The sequence below is a fragment of the Anabaena sp. CCY 9613 genome, from assembly GCF_963920895.1.
Classification (GTDB): Bacteria; Cyanobacteriota; Cyanobacteriia; order Cyanobacteriales; family Nostocaceae; genus Cyanocohniella.
In genome coordinates, this window is sequence record NZ_CAWUDE010000008.1 from 123,056 (window position 1) to 141,989 (window position 18,934).

16 protein-coding genes are annotated in these 18,934 nt (G+C 41.5%); 11 read left to right on the top strand and 5 right to left on the bottom strand.

What is annotated here, in order from left to right:
• Window positions 1-623: 623 nt before the first annotated feature.
• The 5 genes from ACM0OT_RS11680 to ACM0OT_RS11700 all read left to right on the top strand — a co-directional run bounded on the left by ACM0OT_RS11680 (window position 624) and on the right by ACM0OT_RS11700 (window position 6,183).
• Entirely contained in the window at window positions 624-1,199 is a 576-nt protein-coding gene (locus ACM0OT_RS11680) for a KaiA family protein (RefSeq protein ID WP_414564509.1), read from the top strand.
• A gap of 103 nt (window positions 1,200-1,302) precedes the next feature.
• Window positions 1,303-1,617: a circadian clock protein KaiB gene (gene kaiB / locus ACM0OT_RS11685; RefSeq protein WP_214430437.1), complete on the top strand. Its 315-nt coding sequence runs from the start codon at window positions 1,303-1,305 to the stop codon at window positions 1,615-1,617.
• 84 nt (window positions 1,618-1,701) lie between these two features.
• A complete protein-coding gene (gene kaiC / locus ACM0OT_RS11690; RefSeq protein ID WP_414564510.1) occupies window positions 1,702-3,261 on the top strand; it encodes a circadian clock protein KaiC in 1,560 nt (519 codons plus the stop codon).
• Window positions 3,262-3,365: 104 nt separating this feature from the next.
• Window positions 3,366-5,579, top strand: a complete 2,214-nt coding sequence (locus ACM0OT_RS11695; RefSeq protein ID WP_414564511.1) for a TolC family protein — start codon at window positions 3,366-3,368, stop codon at window positions 5,577-5,579.
• Between the two features lie 214 nt (window positions 5,580-5,793).
• A complete protein-coding gene (locus tag ACM0OT_RS11700; RefSeq protein ID WP_414564512.1) occupies window positions 5,794-6,183 on the top strand; it encodes a hypothetical protein in 390 nt (129 codons plus the stop codon).
• Between the two features lie 29 nt (window positions 6,184-6,212).
• Here ACM0OT_RS11700 and ACM0OT_RS11705 read toward each other — a convergent pair whose 3' ends face one another.
• Entirely contained in the window at window positions 6,213-6,548 is a 336-nt protein-coding gene (locus tag ACM0OT_RS11705; RefSeq protein WP_414564513.1) for a hypothetical protein, read from the bottom strand.
• Between the two features lie 598 nt (window positions 6,549-7,146).
• Between ACM0OT_RS11705 and ACM0OT_RS11710 the strand changes: the two genes are divergently transcribed.
• The 6 genes from ACM0OT_RS11710 (at window position 7,147) to ACM0OT_RS11735 (ending at window position 13,219) form a co-directional block, all read left to right on the top strand.
• Entirely contained in the window at window positions 7,147-7,653 is a 507-nt protein-coding gene (locus tag ACM0OT_RS11710) for a hypothetical protein (RefSeq protein ID WP_414564514.1), read from the top strand.
• A gap of 121 nt (window positions 7,654-7,774) precedes the next feature.
• Complete coding sequence (locus ACM0OT_RS11715; protein ID WP_414564515.1) at window positions 7,775-8,554, top strand: photosystem II S4 domain protein; 780 nt, start codon at window positions 7,775-7,777, stop codon at window positions 8,552-8,554.
• A 134-nt stretch (window positions 8,555-8,688) separates the two neighbouring features.
• A complete protein-coding gene (locus ACM0OT_RS11720; RefSeq protein WP_414564516.1) occupies window positions 8,689-9,711 on the top strand; it encodes a 1-acyl-sn-glycerol-3-phosphate acyltransferase in 1,023 nt (340 codons plus the stop codon).
• A gap of 180 nt (window positions 9,712-9,891) precedes the next feature.
• A complete protein-coding gene (locus ACM0OT_RS11725) occupies window positions 9,892-10,362 on the top strand; it encodes an REP-associated tyrosine transposase (RefSeq protein ID WP_414564517.1) in 471 nt (156 codons plus the stop codon).
• 76 nt (window positions 10,363-10,438) lie between these two features.
• On the top strand, window positions 10,439-10,645 hold the full coding sequence (locus ACM0OT_RS11730) for a hypothetical protein (protein WP_414564518.1): 207 nt from the start codon (window positions 10,439-10,441) through the stop codon (window positions 10,643-10,645).
• A gap of 222 nt (window positions 10,646-10,867) precedes the next feature.
• Window positions 10,868-13,219, top strand: coding sequence for a ComEC/Rec2 family competence protein (locus tag ACM0OT_RS11735; protein WP_414564519.1), 2,352 nt, complete (start codon window positions 10,868-10,870; stop codon window positions 13,217-13,219).
• Here ACM0OT_RS11735 and ACM0OT_RS11740 read toward each other — a convergent pair.
• From ACM0OT_RS11740 to sat, 4 genes are all read right to left on the bottom strand, one after another.
• The gene (locus ACM0OT_RS11740; protein ID WP_414564520.1) at window positions 13,209-14,537 is read right to left on the bottom strand and encodes a GTPase family protein; all 1,329 of its coding nucleotides are present in this window, start codon (window positions 14,535-14,537) and stop codon (window positions 13,209-13,211) included. The genes ACM0OT_RS11735 and ACM0OT_RS11740 overlap by 11 nt on opposite strands.
• Window positions 14,538-14,663: 126 nt before the next feature.
• On the bottom strand, window positions 14,664-15,032 hold the full coding sequence (locus ACM0OT_RS11745; RefSeq protein WP_414541894.1) for a Crp/Fnr family transcriptional regulator: 369 nt from the start codon (window positions 15,030-15,032) through the stop codon (window positions 14,664-14,666).
• A 241-nt stretch (window positions 15,033-15,273) separates the two neighbouring features.
• Window positions 15,274-17,424, bottom strand: a complete 2,151-nt coding sequence (locus tag ACM0OT_RS11750) for a caspase family protein (protein ID WP_414564521.1) — start codon at window positions 17,422-17,424, stop codon at window positions 15,274-15,276.
• Between the two features lie 308 nt (window positions 17,425-17,732).
• Window positions 17,733-18,911 carry a sulfate adenylyltransferase gene (gene sat / locus ACM0OT_RS11755; RefSeq protein ID WP_414564522.1) on the bottom strand — a complete coding sequence of 393 codons (1,179 nt, stop codon included), beginning with the start codon at window positions 18,909-18,911 and terminating at the stop codon, window positions 17,733-17,735.
• Between the last annotated feature and the right edge of the window lie 23 nt (window positions 18,912-18,934).

Here is an 18,934-nt window from a genome sequence, read left to right on the forward strand (position 1 = left end):
CTGAAGTAATATCCTTGCAGAAGACTCATTTAAGCGATTCTTGTTACAGCTTCAACGCCATTGAAACAATTAACTTGATTCTCAAGATACACCGCTGATTAGATTTGCTCGTTTTGGGAGTAGCAGTGATCGTCTTTGCCACTTTGAATTTTGGGGGAAGATCATTGTCAGTGTTCTACTGGTGCTGAAACTTCTCTTCGATAAGTGACAACTAAAACAATTATGGCCCCAAAGATTCGCTTTAGAACCTTGAGGAATTATAATGATTTAGAATGCGACGATACTTTAAGTTAGTTTAAGTATCTTATCAACAAGAGAAATAAAAGGATCTGTATCTAGGGAGATATGCATATGCGAATCATCAATTAAGTAATGTAACTACATTTACCAAGAACACCTGATCAGCAACTTGTCTCCATCCTAGCGCTGATTAAATTGCATTATGTTGTGAAGTTCTCATGTGTAAACTAGCTGTTGACACGCCGTGTGATTTCAGCTTGAACTTGTAACTTTCCTCAACACCCAGTCAGAATCAACAAATGTGACCTTAACCTATTAGTTCACTAAATCTTGGTCAGGATGGTTAATAAAATATATAAGTATACAAATGTTACTACATATAGATGTTACTACCCATCTTGATTGTTCCCACAGATATTAAGAAAAATTTAGATAACCCAACTCAGTTAGCGACTAAACCAAGATTGAGTGGGCAGATGTGGCGTTATAGACAGTACAACCAAAATGAATTTTGGTTATCGCCTATAGTTGCTACTGCTAAAATTTACTACTTACTGCATCGGTGGCAACAATATCTTAAGGAAAATTTCACTAATAAATATTTTTATGTGTTTGCATGTCAAAGGCAAAAATCACAGCAGTTCTTTCCCCACATGACTCAAGTTGATCAGCAGGTATTATTGCAACAACTCAAATCAGATTATCGCCAGATTCTTATAAATTACTTTACTACAGACAAAACATTGAAAGAACAAATTGATAAATTTATCAATGCAGTATTTTGTGCTAATATTCCTGTGCCCCAGATTATTGAATTTCACATGGAACTAATTGAAGAGTTTTCCAATCAGCTAAGATTAGAAGGTAGGAGTGATGAAGCTTTAATGGATTATCGTCTAACACTTATAGATATCCTAGCGCACCTCTGCGAACGCTATAGATGTTCTGTTTCTAAATAAATTAAATTTATCATAGTTAAAATGATGCCAATTAACGGATACAATTCCGCTGCATTCATTTGATAAACCTGTATTTTCATTTTCACATTTAGCTTTACCTTATATGAATAAAGCAAGGAAGACTTATGTTCTCAAGCTCTATGTAGCAGGGAATACACCCAACTCAGTAAGAGCGTTAAAAATACTCAAAAATATTTTAGAACAGGAATTTCAAGGTGTTTACGCTTTGAAGGTAATTGACGTGCTGAAGAACCCACAGCTAGCCGAAGAAGATAAAATATTAGCTACGCCAACATTGTCTAAAATTTTGCCGCCACCTGTTCGCAAAATAATTGGTGATCTATCAGACAGAGAAAGAGTGTTGATTGGATTAGATTTACTTTATGAAGAACTGAGCGAAGAAGATTGGGAAGAATAAAATCATCTTTAACATAATTTTGACGACAAAGTAGCAACTTGAGTAATATAAAAACTGGGTTTACTACCCATTTATTATGAAGCAATGAGCGAAAAAGACCAAGCAGCACCGAATAATCCATCAATTGGTGGCATCGAAAAAATTCGCACGATGATAGAGGGCTTTGACGATATTAGTCATGGTGGTTTGCCTGTTGGTAGAACTACTTTAGTGAGTGGCACTTCTGGTACAGGCAAAACCTTATTATCTCTGCAATTTCTCTATAATGGTATTACCCGTTTTGATGAGCCGGGAGTATTTGTTACCTTTGAAGAATCTCCCAGTGACATTATTAAAAATGCCCATATTTTTGGGTGGAATTTGCAACGCCTGATAGATGAAGGCAAATTATTTATACTAGATGCATCCCCCGACCCAGAAGGTCAAGATATTGTTGGTAACTTCGACCTTTCGGCACTGATTGAGCGCTTGCAATATGCTATTCGCAAGTACAAAGCCCAAAGAGTTTCCATAGACTCAATTACAGCCGTCTTTCAGCAGTACGAAGCGATGGGAGTAGTGCGCCGGGAGATTTTCCGTTTAGTAGCACGTTTGAAACAACTGCATGTCACGACAATTATTACCACTGAACGAAGCGAAGAATATGGTTCTGTGGCTTCCTTTGGGGTAGAAGAATTTGTGTCTGATAATGTGGTGATTGTCCGCAACGTTTTAGAAGGAGAACGTCGCCGCCGGACAATTGAAATCCTCAAGTTACGCGGTACAACTCACATGAAAGGTGAGTATCCCTTCACAATTACCAATGAAGGAGTGAATATTTTCCCCTTGGGAGCAATGCGTTTAACCCAAAGGTCATCTAATGTCAGAGTATCTTCTGGGGTAAAGACCCTAGATGAAATGTGTGGTGGTGGTTTTTTTAAAGATTCGATTATTTTAGCCACGGGAGCCACTGGTACTGGTAAGACGCTTTTGGTAAGCAAATTTCTCCAAAATGGCTGCGTCAATGGTGAACAGTCCATATTATTTGCCTATGAAGAATCACGCGCCCAATTATCGCGCAATGCCTCTTCTTGGGGAATTGATTTTGAGGAATTAGAGCGTCAAGGGTTACTGAAAATTATTTGTACCTATCCTGAATCAACTGGTTTAGAAGATCACCTACAAATTATTAAATCAGAAATTGCCGTTTTTAAACCTGCGCGGATTGCCATTGATTCTTTATCAGCACTAGCTAGAGGCGTAAGTAATAACGCTTTTCGTCAGTTCGTTATCGGCGTGACTGGTTATGCCAAGCAAGAAGAAATAACTGGGTTTTTTACCAATACAACTGACCAATTTATGGGTTCTCATTCGATTACTGACTCCCATATTTCTACAATTACTGACACAATTTTGATGTTACAGTACGTAGAAATTCGTGGGGAAATGTCGCGAGCCATCAATGTATTTAAAATGCGCGGTTCGTGGCATGACAAAGGTATCCGTGAGTACAATATTACTGCTGACGGCCCAGAAATTAGAGATTCTTTCCGAAATTACGAACGCATTGTCAGTGGCGCTCCTAGCCGCGTGAGTGTCGACGAAAAGGCGGAACTTTCGCGCATAGTTCAACGCTTTGAAAATAAACCGAGTGCTGATTCCTAAATTTAGTGTCATGATATATTCATTTCTAAATTTAGGATCGTGTTATATTCTGTGGAGAAGAAGGGGTTTCTGCCGCTAGATTGATTTTTGTGTGAGGGGATGCGGTGAAAGGACAATACTTATTCCATAGTTTCTTACCTGGTGTCACAGCAGCGGTATTAACAACCCAGCCTGCTTTGGCTGGGACAGTCAGTGAGGTACATCTGGCGTCTTCTCCTGATGTCTTGACTGCTACTGATAGTCGAACCTTGTTTGCAGATCATATTAATACCCAACTGCCTCATAGTACAAGACAGATTTTTCCGGATATAGTACCCAAACCTGGGTTGACTCCACTTAATTTACGGCTTTCAAGTAGTAAGAGTAACCTAGTAGTCTTAACAAGAACTACTGGGATATTTGGAGAACAAATATCTAAAAAAGACGAAGGTAAATTTTCCCATCTCAGGGCTAAGTTAAAATCTGCTAAACGTTCAGAAGATGAAGATTTTAAAATTAGTCAACAACAAAGTCACATTGATACTTCTGAGCAACAAATAGTTGCATCTACGGCTGTAGCTACACCAGATGTTGATCAGAAAGCTAGTTTTTCTCTGTCTGCTTTACGACAACCAGTAGTATCATCAACAAATTCTGTAACTCCGTTATCGAAAGTTTTACCAACTGCGGTTAGAGGTACAGGAGCAGCAAATTTACTAGCAGCGAACAATTGCCCCCAGGCACAGAAGCACAATAGTACATTGGTTTCTGCATCCTTGCTTGCCAGTAGTTGCCGACCTCAAAATCTGAATAGAAATCGGGTAGTTCAGGGTTATAACTTTACTCCTGACAGCATATCCAGCCCTGAAGAGACTATTTGGGAAGCAACTCCTACGCCACAGCAATCAGAGGAATTTTCGGACCCAGCTGATACCGGACAATTGCCTCAGCAACCAGAAACTCAACCAGAAACTAGGGAATTTGCTCCAGCAGGAGCAGTGCCAATTCCCGAAAACTTAATTCCTGATGCAAATCCTCTACAATTTCCGACTAAACCAGAGGAAGTGACACTGGAAGAAAATCAGCCGATTACTTTGGCACAAGCATTAGAAATTGCCAAGCGTAACAATCGGGATTTGCAAGTGTCGCTATTGGAGTTAGAACGTTCTCAAGCCGCTCTGCGTGAAGCACAAGCAGCATTATTGCCTAATGTAGGACTGAGTGCTGATGTCACTCGTAGTCGCTCTGCCGGCTCTGACCTACAGTTAAGACAACAAGAACAACAAACAGGTATTCCATCGCCTAGTGCTGAATCTAGTACAGGATTTAGTGGTCAAGCACAACTCACCTATGACATCTTCACTTCGGGCAGACGACAAGCCAACATCAGGCAAGCGGAAGAACGAGTAAAATTTGATGAATTAGCTGTAGAGCGTCAATCTGAAGAAATTCGGTTGAATGTCACCACAGAATATTACGACTTGCAACAAGCTGATGAACAAGTACGGATTGCTCAATCATCTGTGGAGAACGCCCAGGCTAGTTTACGTGATGCTCAAGCCTTAGAAGCAGCTGGTGTAGGTACGCGGTTTGATGTCTTGCGATCGCAAGTAAATTTAGCCAACTCTACCCAAGAACTGACTAATGGCCTCTCCCAGCAGCAAATTTTCCGGCGGCGTTTAGCGTTGCGCTTAAGTTTGCCACAATCGGCCAATATTAGTGCCGCAGATCCAGTACAATTAGCAGGTTTGTGGAATCAAGACCTAGAAAGTAGCATTGTTTTAGCATTTCAAAATCGCCCAGAATTGCAACAACAATTGGCACAACGTAATATCAGTGAACAACAGCGGCGAGAGGCACTTTCATCTCTAGGGCCTCAAGTCAGCTTGATTGCTAGTTACAACCTGTTAGATCAATTTGATGACGGTGTTGGCATTAGCGATGGTTACTCTGTCGGAGTCCGGGCCAGCCTCAATTTGTATGATGGGGGAGCAGCCAGATCTAGGGCATCTCAGGCAAAAGCCAATGTGGCGATCGCAGAAACTCAATTTAGTGAACAACGTAACCAAATCCGTTTTCAAGTAGAGCAAGCTTTTTCTACCCAGCAAGCTAATTTGGAAAACGTGCAAACAGCCAATGCTGCTTTAGAACAAGCTAGAGAAGCACTCCGTTTAGCTCGGTTGCGATTCCAAGCCGGTGTAGGTACTCAAACCGATGTGATTAACTCCGAAAACGACCTCACAAGAGCCGAAGGTAATCGCATCACCGCTATCTTAGATTACAACCGCGCTTTGGCTCAGTTACAACGTGCTGTCACCTCTAGGGCATTTACTGAATAAGTTATTGGTCATTAGTCATTAGTCATGAGTCATTGGTCATTAGTACTTATTTAAAGGAAAATGATTATAGGCTAAAACTTTTGACTAATTTACCAATAGTCTTTATTGATCAAACTCCAGATGCTTAGAAACTTTCAAGTTTGTTCCCTGTTATAAGTGGAATATATTCGACTACCATATCTGAGTATTCCCATACTTAGCTTGTGAAGATTTTATGACTACAGTTACATCCCAGGAAATTGCCCTATTTCGCTCTCAATTAGCAGACTATCCCAGTGCTATGGAAGCGTTGGATTTAATTGAGGATTGCGACGGCGATTTAGAAGATGCAGCCATGACCCTCGCTATCCGCGTAGGTCAAGAACCAGGGATGACTAACTCAGAGTGGTTAGATGCTATGGCCAGAAGATGGCGGGTGGTGATTTGTGAGCAAGAATATCGGTCAGATTTACTCAATAATTCACTTGTGGGGATGATGGCACATCTCCAATCAATGCCGGCATTCCCTCAGCCTTTAGCAACACCGATTTTAATATATGTTCTTAAGCAAGGCGTTAATGAGTTTTGTGAACCTCTAGATGCACTCAAAAGTTCTGAATGCTAATTTATGAATGCTATAAAAACTCTCTGCTCTTAGCGGGTTTCGTCGCTTAGGAGGATTTTCTTCCCTATTTGTTGTAAGATAATCGCTCCTAAATTGGCGAACAAGCAGATGCTTCCCAGTGCCAATAAAATGTAGGTTGGAGCCATGACAACTCCAATCATGAACCAAGCGAATACGTGAAGTATCATTAATAAAGCAAAGATACTGGCAATTGCTGCACTTCGCCAAACCTCGATAGCTGGACGAGATGATAATGTGAATCCTATTGTCAACGAGGTAGCAATTAGGTTGGCGGGAATAAGAAAGGCACAAATACCAATACAGTAAGTGCTGGAAAATACCGTTAAGGTATTGAAGTCTAACATTAATTCTCCTAGGCTAAGTTGTCAAATTTTAGATGAATTTTTTTTCTAATATTTTAAAGGCTAATGTTTTACTTAATAATTTGAACCACCAATTTCTTGATGGTTCAAAAAAGACATAGTATTAACTACTAGTTCAGTACTTAAGCAGGAAAGAAACTCCGGAGAATCAGTGTTCTGGCAAATCCGGAAATACCAAGCGCTAGTAAAACACTAGTAAAAAGCAGACTTATTCGAGGGTTAGAATCTAATTTTCTATCTTCTCTACCACCTGTAAAGAATAAAGACCAGGCTTGGGAAGCATTGATACTCTTAAAGCTATTAAACTCAGAACTGAAAACGACAGGGCTAAATAGCTGAGGAGATTTGAAGTTTAAATTATGTGTCATGTAAATAAGTATAACAATAATCTTGCAAAATAACTATTTTTCTGATATGTACCTACAGATGAAGGCAGGGTAGACATATCGAGGTTAGCGATCGCCTATGAAGTATTCCTCCTGTTAGATGTCCATCTGAAATTAGGTACAGGATTGATCAACCCTAGACTGATAAGCTGTTAATTAAGACAAACTTTTATCAGATAACTACTATTCCATCAATGAATTACCTTGTTGCTGTATTACCAGACCGCTTCCAAGCCGAAGCAGCTTACTTAGCTTTAGAAAAACAAGCCATCGATAGTACCATTCTCGGTAGAGGTTATAAAACTGCTGATGAGTTCGGTTTGATTGACCCCAAGGAACAAGCTAAAAAGCAAGCAAAGCTAATGTCCTACTGGTTGATACCTTTCGGCTTTTTCGCTGGGTTTACCTTCAGCCTGATTACAGGTTTAGATACCTTTGCCTGGGCTGGTGAAATTGGTAATCATATTGTTGGCGGACTTTTAGGGGCTGCTAGTGGTGCTATGGGTAGTGTGTTTGTTGGTGGGGGAGTAGGTTTAGTTTTGGGAGGTGGTGATGCTTTACCCTATCGTAATCGCTTAGATATGGGTAAATACATCGTTGTAGTTCAGGGTTCAGAAACTCTGACTCGGCAAGCTACCCGAATATTACGTCAGTTTGACCCAGAAAATATCCAAGGTTACGCGGAGACAAGCATCACTTGAAGTGCTATCGACAGAGCGTTTTGCCTTGAGTAAGTATTATTTCTCTTACTGAGATGCCTCCAGTTTCAGCAAATGAACTCTCAAATCAAAGCTGAAAAAAGATAACTCATAATTTGTAAGCATGTTGCCAAGAGAAGAACTGTTAAAGGGTGTTGAAAATCGAGATAGTGTAGCTCGTGTCATTGATCAGGCAGAACAAGCCATTAAAACTTGGGAAGTAGTGTTGACAGATTTTTTGTCACCGCCAGAATTAGCAGAAATTCAACGGGTGTTCAGTCGGTTAACAGAAGTACAATTAGTCGCCTGGGGTGGCTATCCACAAGCAGAACGCCAACGAATTGCCATCGCCCGTTCTGAATTACCCTTAGATCAATCTCAAGTGGCCCTGTTAGCTTTAGAAATAGCTGGGAATTTCTTGTTTGATACAGCTACACACCGCGACTTTTTAGGGGCCATGCTGGGTACAGGTATTATCCGTGAAAAGACCGGAGATATCATTGTGCTGGGAGAACGCGGGGCCCAGGCTATCGTCGCCCCAGAGTTGGCTGAATTTTTAGCTATGAGTCTGCAACAAGTGCGATCGGTGCCGGTAAAAACTCAACAAATTGACATCAGTGAGTTAAAGGTTAGGGAACCGAAGAAAAAAGAATTAACCACAGTAGAAGCTTCATTGCGGTTAGATGCGATCGCCTCCGCTGGTTTTAGTATGTCCCGTAGCAAAATGGTAAATTTCATCGACGGTGGTGATGTGCGCGTCAATTGGAAGGAAGTCACTCAAGCTAGTTCTCAGGTGAAATCAGGCGACTTAATCGCTATTCGCGGTAAAGGACGTTTGGAAGTTGGAGAAATTGCCGTGACCAAAAAAGATCGTTACCGGGTGCAATTAGTAAGGTACATGTAGAGACAGCAGTTATCTTGATAGCTCAAACCTGGAGGACAATTTTTCAAATCAAAAACTAAAACTTAATCCCTGAGTATGATACAAATCAGCACAATATATATAAATATAATTGTTGTGTAGTCTACTCAGTGCTTGTGATTCATCAACATGCTGAAAACATCCTCAGCACTCAACAGACAAAAACATCAGATGAAGGTTATAGATTTAGCTGGTTTGACTGGTTGTGTTTATGGTATCCTCCTGGCTGGCTGATTTTATTTAACCGACACTGGCAGCATTATCACGCCGATCCAGATGGTTGGAATTGGCTAGAATATGTATTATTTTTAATTCCTGGGGGATTTTATTTAGCGCTACTTAATCGGTGGTTGCGTCTTGGTTGTCGTTTACCCAGACAAGACGTTAGCGATTTTAACCCTCAATATCAAAAAGCCTTTAGTCAAGAAATTCTGGCTTTCATCGTTAAATATTATTTTCGCGGAGAGTTGCAACAAAGCGAAAATTTGCCACCTACAGGGCCAGTAATTGTAGCCATGAATCACGCAGGGATGTGTTTTCCCTGGGATTTTATCACCTTGAGTTATTTATTAGGAGAAGCCCAAGGCTGGATAGTGCAACCCATAGCAGAAGCATCATTATTTGAACATCCTTGGGTGGTGTGGTGGTTACCACCTCAATGGTCAAAAGTTTTAGGTGGGGTACGCGCCGAGTTAGGTGATTTTGAAGCCGCAATGGCACAAGGTAAAATTCTCGTTTATGCACCAGAAGGAGTGCGTGGCCCCCTGAAAGGTTGGAGTCAACGTTATCAGTTGCAAAAGTTTAATGTCAGCTTTATGAAATTGAGCGATCGCTATCAAGTTCCCATTGTCCCAGTTGTGTGCATTGGTAGCGAATCTTTACATCCTTGGACAGTAAATCTTCAGAGATTGCAACGTTTATTTAAATTACCTTTCTTGCCCCTCTCGCCATTTATCATCATTTTAATGATATTTCCCTCTATGGGAGTTTGGGCTATGAGAACTCGTCTGCGTTACTTTATTCAACCTGTACAACGAGTCAACTTAGTCCAAGGACGTGCGGCAATTTATCAACAGGTACAACAATTTAGAGACAACCTGCAAGTTCAAGTTAATGAATTAATTCATTCATTTTTATAAGTTACTTGTCAGTACGGAAACCCTTTCCTCAGCGTCTGTTAGCGTAAATAATTAAAATCCTCTGTCTTCTGATGGAGCATTTTTTTGGATATTAAAATTGTTTCTTCATTCATGGGAACTATAAAGATAGGGCGGGCAAGATGCCCACCCTACAGGAGAAATTAATAATATCTTTATATAATGCTAGAGTCGAGATTTAAAATTTATCACAGAAGATTGCCTCATTGGGAATTAGATGGAGCAGTTTACTTTATTACTTTTAATACTTGGGAAAAATTAGAACTGAATTTAAAAGCTAGAGAAATAGCTTTTAATTCTTGCCTATTTTTTAACAACAAAAGATATCAAATATTTGTCTTAGTAGTAATGACAAATCATGTACATTTACTCATTCAACCTCTACTGAAGTCTGAAAAGGATTATTGGTCATTGAGTAGCATCATGAATAGCATTAAAAGTTATAGTGCTAAACAAATCCCTAAAGTGATGAATCATATAGGAATAGTATGGCAAAATGAACGATATGACCGTATTGTTAGGAATGAGCAAGAGTTTCAACAATTTTGGGAATACATCAGACAAAACCCTGTCAAAGCAGGGCTTTCTTCTACACCAGAAGATTATCCTTTCTTTTGGCAAACCTCAGAATAACCTCAACTATTTTATTCAGTCTTGTAGGGTGGGCATCTTGCCCGCCCTTTCAACATTTACTATCGATAGTAGTTTAATGAATCCTAAACTTGTAGAATCACTATTGCAAATTATCCTATCTCTTTCTGATGAAGAGCGATCGCTTGTAGAAACAAGACTATTTTCCGATTCATCACAGCCTTCTACCCCTGAATTAATGCAACTTGCTGATATTAGTGGAACTTTTGATTTTCTCAATGAAGAACCAGACATGTACACCCTTGAATATGGGGAAGCTATTTAAATTGACAGCCTACCGACACTGATACGGGCTTTGGTTGTAAAAATCCGATAAACTATACTTCACTAACAAGCACAATAATTGTGTCTATTTTTTTCTAGTTATTTTTAAACAACAGTGAATTTATTTGCTGAAGCTTGTGGTGAGTGGTTTAGCATTCAGGACAAGGATTTTCAGTGCTAGAGCCGCTGATTACGAACAAATAGGTTTATTAACGAGTTATTTATGATTCAAACAAGTGGTGTGGTGATCTGTCTTGGTTTTATTTTAGGATTACTGTTGACAGCAGTTCCTGGGGGTGGCTTCTGGATTTTAGGTTTAGGGATAGTAGGAGCAATTCTGTCTATCAGGCGCAGAACAGGGAAATTTGTGCAAACACCGGAAAACGGTGGTAATAAAACTAAGACAGTACCTCACACTTGGCAAACTCCCCATCCACGAGTATGGCTTGTTGCTGGTTTAGTAGGGTTATTAGCCACTTTATATTTTCAATGGCGGATACCACAACCGGGAGAGAAAGATATTAGTGCATTGCTGGCTTCAGGCAATAATAATCAACAGCAATTGGTAATTGTGCGTGGCGAAGTTGTCAGTAATCCCCGGTTGACTCGCAGCCAGCGTGGTCAATTTTGGTTGGCAGCAACTCAACTGGATGAGGTAAAAAACGACAAAGGCCCGGCAGATGTCCCTAAAGGAGTCACGGGTAAATTGTATGTAACAGTGCCGATGCTTCAGGTTACCGGGTTATACCCTGGGCAACAAATTGATGTGACTGGAGTTTTGTATAAGCCGAGAACAGCGTCAAATCCTGGGGCTTTTGATTTTCAGAAGTTTCTTCAGCAAGAAGGAACTTTTGCAGGTTTGACTGGACGGCAAATAAATATTTTAGATGCGGATGAAGAGCGTAAATGGGGATGGTGGCAAATTCGACAGCGAATTGTGCGATCGCAAGTTCGTTGGCTGGGTGTTCCCGAAGGGCCGTTGGTGAGTGCAATGGTGTTGGGTAGCAAAGCTGTTGATTTACCCTACGATATCCGCGATTTGTTTGTGAAAGCTGGATTGGCTCATACTTTGGCAGCTTCCGGGTTTCAAACTTCTTTGGTTTTGGGTTTGATTTTACAGTTGACTAGGCGTGCATCTAAGGGGACACAATTTACCTTTGGCTGTTTAGGGTTATTAATTTTCCTGAGTTTAACCGGGTTTCAACCTTCGGTACTGCGAGCCGTAATTATGGGTTTTGCGGCGTTAGTTGGTTTACTATTAAAAAGAAAGGTTAAACAATTTGGCTCTTTGCTATTAGCGGCAACTTTATTATTACTAGTTAACCCTTTATGGATTTGGGATTTAGGCTTTCAATTAAGTTTTTTAGCAACTTTGGGGTTAATTGTTACAGTTCCCGCCCTAGTTAAACGCTTAGATTGGTTACCACTGGCTATGGCTTCTTTAGTTGCTGTCCCTCTGGCGGCAATTATTTGGACGTTACCCCTGCAATTGTTTGTCTTTGGGGTTGTACCTGCTTATGGTTTGTTACTGAATATTATTAGCACACCCTTGATTTCCATGATTAGTATCGGTGGCATTACCAGTGCGATCGCCGCCTTAATTTGGCCGGAAGCTGGCAGTGCTGTAGCTGGAGTTTTACACTTCCCTATTGATTGGTTAATTAAGTTAGTGGAATTATTCAGTAACTTGCCGGGTAATTCTTTGGCTGTAGGCAGTATATCTGTGTGGCAGTTACTGGCCATATATGCACTGGTGATCTTAGTTTGGCTGATGCGTTGGTGGCAGCAACGGTGGTGGTTTGCGAGTTTTATTGCCATTGGTTTGGTGCTGGTTCCCATGTGGCATTCGGCAAATACATTATTTAGAATTACAGTCTTAGCAACTGGGGCCGAACCCGTGATAGTGATTCAAGACCGAGGAACAGTAACCTTGATTAATAGTGGCGATGAGGGTACTGGAAGATTCACCATCTTACCGTTTTTACAACAGCAGGGTGTGAATCAAATTGATTGGGCGATCGCTAGTAATTTTCATAATCAAGAAAGTAATGCTTGGTTGGAACTTTTACAAGGTCTGTCAATTAAAAATTTTTATGAATATTCACCCAATCCCCAAGGCACCATTGCTACTCAAATAATTCAACAAGAAGTCCAAAAACAAAAAGGCATCTACCAACCTTTAGCACCCGGTCAAACTATAAATACAGGTTCGGTAATTACTCAATTAATTAATGAGCAGTTGCCTATTTTACAAATGCAGATTCAAGGTCAGAATTGGCTCCTCGTGGGGAATGTCAAGTCTAGAGAAGTGGAACAGCTAGTTAAGACAGGGAATTTAATTCGTCCCCAAGTGCTGTGGTGTAGTCCCCAGTCTTTGAAAGATTTAGTAGAGATACTACAGCCACAGGTGGCCATCGCCTCTGCTGCTAATCTTGATGCCAAAACCTTATCTGAATTGAGTAAACACCAGACACAACTATTTTTTACTAGAGACGATGGCGCTATTCAATGGACACCTGATGGTCAGTTTGAGGCGTTTGTGCAAGCTATAGAAAGTAAATCTTCTATTTTTTGATGCCTTTAAACATGTCTTGGGCCTTCTGAAATGCTTCTTTCATGACTGCTTGAATTTTTTCAGGGTCAGGTTTTTTGCCCCCCATTAAGTCACCAAAATACACACAAGCACCTTCCCCCAGGGCCCAAGTATAAGCAGCAGCCCAGGAAGCAGCAATGACACTACCAAAACCAGGCACAAATTTGATTAACTCCCGTGCTACAGCTTGGGCTAAAAACCCTCCCGCTATGGCACTAACAACACCTCCCGCTTGGGATGGAGTCAAGGTTTGTCCATACAATTTTCCCAACAAACCCACCATTGATACTTGCAAGGAAGTTAAAACTGGCATGGTGGCGAATGGCAGAGGTACAGCCGCCAAGGCCGCTGCCATCACAGCAAATGGTAAAATATAACGCCGTCCAGCATCACGGTAGACATCGCCTAGTTGTTTACCAGCGACATCATCTAATAATTGATAAATTGCCCGGGCTTCTGCTTCTGGGAGTAAGTCGGCTAGAGAATCCCGCAATGCTTCTAAGCCGTAAAAAACAGGATTGTAACCATCTTCTTCTAAAGTGAAGTCAATGAGAACACAGCCGTCGCACAGCCCTGTAAAATCTTGCTCAATGGCGGCGAAAGCTCGGTTAATTTCCTCATAGTCTGGTGGATAATCAGGATGATCAACAATACTTGGGGGATAAACTTCGTGCAAGCAGGTAACCGCTAGTAAGCAGGGAATATCGGGATACTGCTGACGTAGTTGTTGAGCAATTTGTCGCAGTGTATCAGTCGCAAAATCATTGATTTTCACTGTGAGAATTAAAACTCTGGCACGGCGACTCGATTGTTGCAAATCACCAATTAATTCTTGAATGATTATTTGCGTATCTTGGTTGACATCTCCTAGTCCTACGGTATCCGTGAAAATCAGCAAAGGTAGGTCATTAGAAGGATAAGCATAACGCTCGGTATTTTGGGTATGGGGGCGAAATCCTTGACCAATAATCTCGGCAGAAACTCCCGTCAAACCCCTGACAATTGAACTTTTACCAGCTTGGGGTTTACCAATCAGCAAGGCTTCTGTGGTGGGTAATTCTGAGCGAACTGTGTCTAAAATCTCGGCAATTTCGGCTTCACTGACACTGAACCACTGCACAATGGTCTGTGTCACTTGTTCTACGGGTATGAGGTTAACTAAGTTTTTTGTAGCTTGCTTCCAGATTCCCTCAATGCGGCTCGACCAAGCATGATCTGATTTAGTCACCGCATGATCAGTTGTTTCACTAATTTGCTGAGAATCAACTGAGTTATGTTGAGTATCATTTTGCTCAGTCATGGTTTAGCCTGGCGATAACTTCATTAAGCTGCGCGATCGCACTGTTACTTAAAGCTTAAATTTATTTTTATTTCAAGTATAACTTTGCCACACTCGTGCATCGCACTACTACAGATAGACATGGAGTTAGAACTTATGTTGCAAGCGACTCAGACGTTCGGAATAACTTTTCATCACCTTGAGGGCAAACATAGGTGTTTCTTGAACAGCAAATAGAAACCCTGACTCATCTACGAACGCAAGTTTGCAGTTAGTCTTAGCGATCGCTGTATAAGTTCTAGCTTTGATCCCTACTAGAACACCTGTGCCAAAAACCTCACCTTCCCCAATTTTGTCTACAATTTTACCATTGACTAATATTTCCACCTCTCCGTCTAAAATACCAAACATACAATCTCCAGCCTGTCCTTCTTCAAAGATGATTTGACCTGCGGAAAATGCTTGAGGATCGGGTTGTTTTTGAAAGATACTGAGTGTTAATACAGGACTTAACATAAGACAGGCGCGAAATTTCTAGTATTTATCCGAGTGTTCGGATAAAATCATACCACGGCTCAAGAGACGAATATTTAGCATGATTGTCAGCAAAATATGGGTTTGTGGCAATTTGGCAGACAGACATTTTGGGAAAATGGTATCTTTTTTATTGTGCAAGGGGTGTAGCAGAAGTTGCCTAGGCTAATAAGTCGGGGCAACTTTTGCAATTTATACCTATTTTTTGCCCGGACTAAGATGCTCAATCAACTTGAAAATCAAAGTTGAAACTGGCCCAAGACTTCACATCTAAGATATAAGAGTCAGTAGAATTATTGCTATTAGTATCATATTTGGCTGTACTGGTGTTATGTAAATCTTGGAGTAGTGCTTGGGCAATTTCTAAAGGATTCACTAATGCACCAAATGGTCTTTGGTCTGTAATCGGATACTTAGAGGTTTCTAAAGATTTCAAGGTTTCTTTAAAGGGAGCAATACTGAGAATCATTTGGTGTTCGCATTCGTAAGCTGGCCCAGGAATCATCCATTCAGAAGCGATAAAACTTTTTGGTAATATAACTGTCTGTCCTGGAGCAATTATTACTTGTTGAAATACTGGTTTATAGTCGGCACTAGTAGATTCTTCCGGGGATGTCCAAGGGTAAAAGGCGATAGCACTGCGATGATTTTTTAATCCCAGGAGCATTAAATATATCGGGATATCGCTCTTGTTTTGCAATTTATACTGCATTTTACTACCAATAGGCACAGTAGGATTACTCAGGGCTGTTAGTGGTAATTTGCTGGTTGATTTTTCGCCATTCAGAGTTCGTTTAGTTTCGCGTTGCATAACTACGCGAGATGATAAGCCGTTAACAATTTCTAAAGTTGCCTTGACTGGTAGGCGAGAAGAACCCTCATTTTCTGTGAGTCGCCACAACTTGGCTGCTAATAAAGTTGGTAATTGGGGTAATAATCTCTGCACTGCCAATTTTACAGCTTCTCCCGCTTCCCCGACTGTGTTGGGAATTAGTTCGCCGCCTGGAGTAAATAAACCATAGCGACTAGGAGTTTCTTGGAGTTTACCAAATATACAATCAGCTGGTTGTTCTCCCGCCATGAAGGTGGAAATATGGGCAACGCCGGAAAAGGCACTTGTAGCATCTACGCGCTCAATTCTTTCTAATCCAGTATCTAAAGCCACAGTTAAATTGAGATTTCGCGGTAATACTCGAACTTTTTCCCAGAAGAGTTGCCCAACTTGCAGGGGTGTTTCTGGTTTTACTCTAGATATTTGGGCTTTTGCTGTTAACCCCGCACGCGATCGCAATGTTAATTGCTCTCCAGTTAATAGGGTAATGCGGGAATTAGCTCCGTAGTATTCTAATACTTGCGGCGGTATGCCACCTAACCACAAATCGGCTGTTTTCCCATCGTCTTCGATGGCGGTAATTACTCCCTCTGCACCCACTTGGGGATCTGGAAGTAAATTTTGGATGCTGACAGTTCCCTGTTGATTTTTTGACCCACTGATTAATCCTGGTTGCTGTTGGCTACCGAGTTTGTACATCAAACTGCCCACATGAGAAAGGCTGAATTGAATTGTCGTTGCTGATGTTGTTTCCCACAGATATTGTGTCAAGGCATAGGTAAATAATCCCGCACTAAAACCAGAAAATAGTACTTCCCTGGCTAACTGTTGGGGATCTGAAGTGGCAGATAGCATAATACCTGTATTAGCGGCTGTGTTTTTGCTTTTGAGTTGTTGTAGCAACTCCAATTCTGCTGTGGCCAGATGTGCTTCTGCTAATTCTTGACGGGCGCGGATGCGCCATCCTGGTGGCTGGGGTGTCTTAGGCACATGGTAACTAGTATCCAAGACAGCTATCACATGTTCTGTAGGCAGCGATCGCCCCAATAGTTCTAAGGTTTCTACTAATAAATAATTGGTATTGACTATTTCTTCATTTTGTGGTTGTTGACGATCATGCGCTGTAACTAAAGCATTTTGCACCGTATCCACAAATTTGCCCGATTTGATGCGGGTACCATAGCCACTAAAGTGGAACACAACAACATCATCAGCTTTAGCTTGCTGAGTCAGGTGTGCTAAAAAAGCCGCTTCAATCGATTTCCTGGTTGCTTGTTCATTAGTTAATGTCAGGATATCTGAGGATTGGAAGCCAAACCGATGAATCAACAGTTCTTTTTGCAGTTCGACATCAGTGAGACAGCCACTCAAAGAGGGACTTCTTTGGTACTGATTAACGCCGATCAATAATGCTAATTTCCGTGTACTAGGTTGTGCCAAAGCTTGGGAATAGCGATCGCTTAAAGTCAACCACTCGGCTTCAGTTACACCCAACACCGCGAGTATGGAACCAATTCGTTGTAAAAAAGTCCGACGCTTCATCGAAACTCCTGGGTCTCAAACCCCGTGCTTTTAGCACGGCTTTACGTGGTAAAGTGAAAACTATGTACCGAGGGACATCCGGGAATTTAAGTCTGTGGAGCAAACATAAGACCGAAAAACCTTCGGGGTGGAGGCAGTTGCTAGGAAGCAGAAATCTAAGTCGTGAGGTTTAGATAATCCTTGTGCCTTTAGGTCAAGGAGTATGTCAAAATTAACCATCAGTCATCAGCCCATCAGCTATTAGCTTAAAGGGCTGATGTCGGTAGTGTAAATTGAAAGTTGATGTGTTTGCCAATTAACAAACTGTTTTAAGCCAAGACTTTGACTTGCATGGACTGAGCCAATTCTGCCGCCACTTCGGGACGAGAAAATTCTGGTGGTGGTAATTCACCCCGACGCAGCATTTCTCGGACTTTGGTTCCTGACAGGTGAACGCGTTCTTCTGGTTTACTAGGGCTAGTCTTAGTTGTAGCCATTTGTTTAGTGCGTGTGCAGTAGAAAGCGTGTTCAAACTTCATCGGCACAATGCCCAATTCACCAGGCTCAAACTCATCAAAGATGTATTGAGCATCATACGTACCGTAATAATCACCCACCCCTGCATGATCCCGTCCGACAATAAAGTGAGTACAACCGTAGTTTTTCCGTACTAAGGCATGGAATATGGCCTCCCGTGGCCCAGCATAGCGCATTGCTGCCGGATTAATTGCCAAAATCACCCGGTCTTCGGGGTAATAGTGTTCTAGCAAAATTTCATAGCAGCGCATCCGCACGTCGGCGGGAATATCATCTTCTTTTGTCGCCCCTACCAATGGGTGCAAAAATAGACCATCAACGGTTTCTAAAGCGCACTTTTGAATATATTCGTGGGCGCGGTGGATGGGGTTGCGAGTTTGAAAGCCGACAATGGTTTTCCAACCCCGATCTTTAAACATTTGCCGCGAAGCAGCGGGATCGATTTGGTAAGTAGGGAAATGAGGATGGGGATCACGTTGTAATAACCAAATGTCACCTGCAAGATTGACAGCACCTTGGTTATAGACTACCTGGACACCTGGATGTTTTGCTTCATCAGTCAGGTAAACGTTAACGGCTTCAAGGTTTTTATCATAAATATACTTTTGCGCGAGTTGCAAAACACCGATAAATTCACCCTTGGGGTTATCTAAACGAATCAGTTCGCCTTCCTGGAGTGGGGATGCTACTTCTTCTGTCACTGAGAGTGTAATCGGTATTGACCACACAAGACCATTGGCTAGCCGCATTTCTTTGACGACACGATTATAGTCGGCTTGGTTCATAAAACCCGTCAGTGGACTAAAACCGCCGATGGCAATCATCTCTAAATCAGAAACCGCTCGCTCATCTAGTTGCACTTGCGGCAAAAAGTCGGCTTTGGAGAGGAATTCGGCCTTTTGTTCGGGCGTCGCAATACGGTTAACCAATTGTCCACCGTGGGGTGCAATGGCATCTGGATGTTGACTCAACGTAATCCCCTCTTTGTTTTAAC

Excerpts from the sequence above, each read along its gene's own strand:
- ACM0OT_RS11680 (WP_414564509.1), top strand. The coding sequence starts at position 624 with ATGTTACTACCCATCTTGATTGTTCCCACAGATATTAAGAAAAATTTA.
- kaiB (WP_214430437.1), top strand. The coding sequence starts at position 1,303 with ATGAATAAAGCAAGGAAGACTTATGTTCTCAAGCTCTATGTAGCAGGG.
- kaiC (WP_414564510.1), top strand. The coding sequence starts at position 1,702 with ATGAGCGAAAAAGACCAAGCAGCACCGAATAATCCATCAATTGGTGGC.
- ACM0OT_RS11700 (WP_414564512.1), top strand. The coding sequence starts at position 5,794 with ATGACTACAGTTACATCCCAGGAAATTGCCCTATTTCGCTCTCAATTA.
- ACM0OT_RS11705 (WP_414564513.1), bottom strand. The coding sequence starts at position 6,548 with ATGTTAGACTTCAATACCTTAACGGTATTTTCCAGCACTTACTGTATT.
- ACM0OT_RS11710 (WP_414564514.1), top strand. The coding sequence starts at position 7,147 with ATGAATTACCTTGTTGCTGTATTACCAGACCGCTTCCAAGCCGAAGCA.
- ACM0OT_RS11715 (WP_414564515.1), top strand. The coding sequence starts at position 7,775 with ATGTTGCCAAGAGAAGAACTGTTAAAGGGTGTTGAAAATCGAGATAGT.
- ACM0OT_RS11725 (WP_414564517.1), top strand. The coding sequence starts at position 9,892 with ATGCTAGAGTCGAGATTTAAAATTTATCACAGAAGATTGCCTCATTGG.
- ACM0OT_RS11730 (WP_414564518.1), top strand. The coding sequence starts at position 10,439 with ATGAATCCTAAACTTGTAGAATCACTATTGCAAATTATCCTATCTCTT.
- ACM0OT_RS11735 (WP_414564519.1), top strand. The coding sequence starts at position 10,868 with ATGATTCAAACAAGTGGTGTGGTGATCTGTCTTGGTTTTATTTTAGGA.
- ACM0OT_RS11740 (WP_414564520.1), bottom strand. The coding sequence starts at position 14,537 with ATGACTGAGCAAAATGATACTCAACATAACTCAGTTGATTCTCAGCAA.
- ACM0OT_RS11745 (WP_414541894.1), bottom strand. The coding sequence starts at position 15,032 with ATGTTAAGTCCTGTATTAACACTCAGTATCTTTCAAAAACAACCCGAT.
- ACM0OT_RS11750 (WP_414564521.1), bottom strand. The coding sequence starts at position 17,424 with ATGAAGCGTCGGACTTTTTTACAACGAATTGGTTCCATACTCGCGGTG.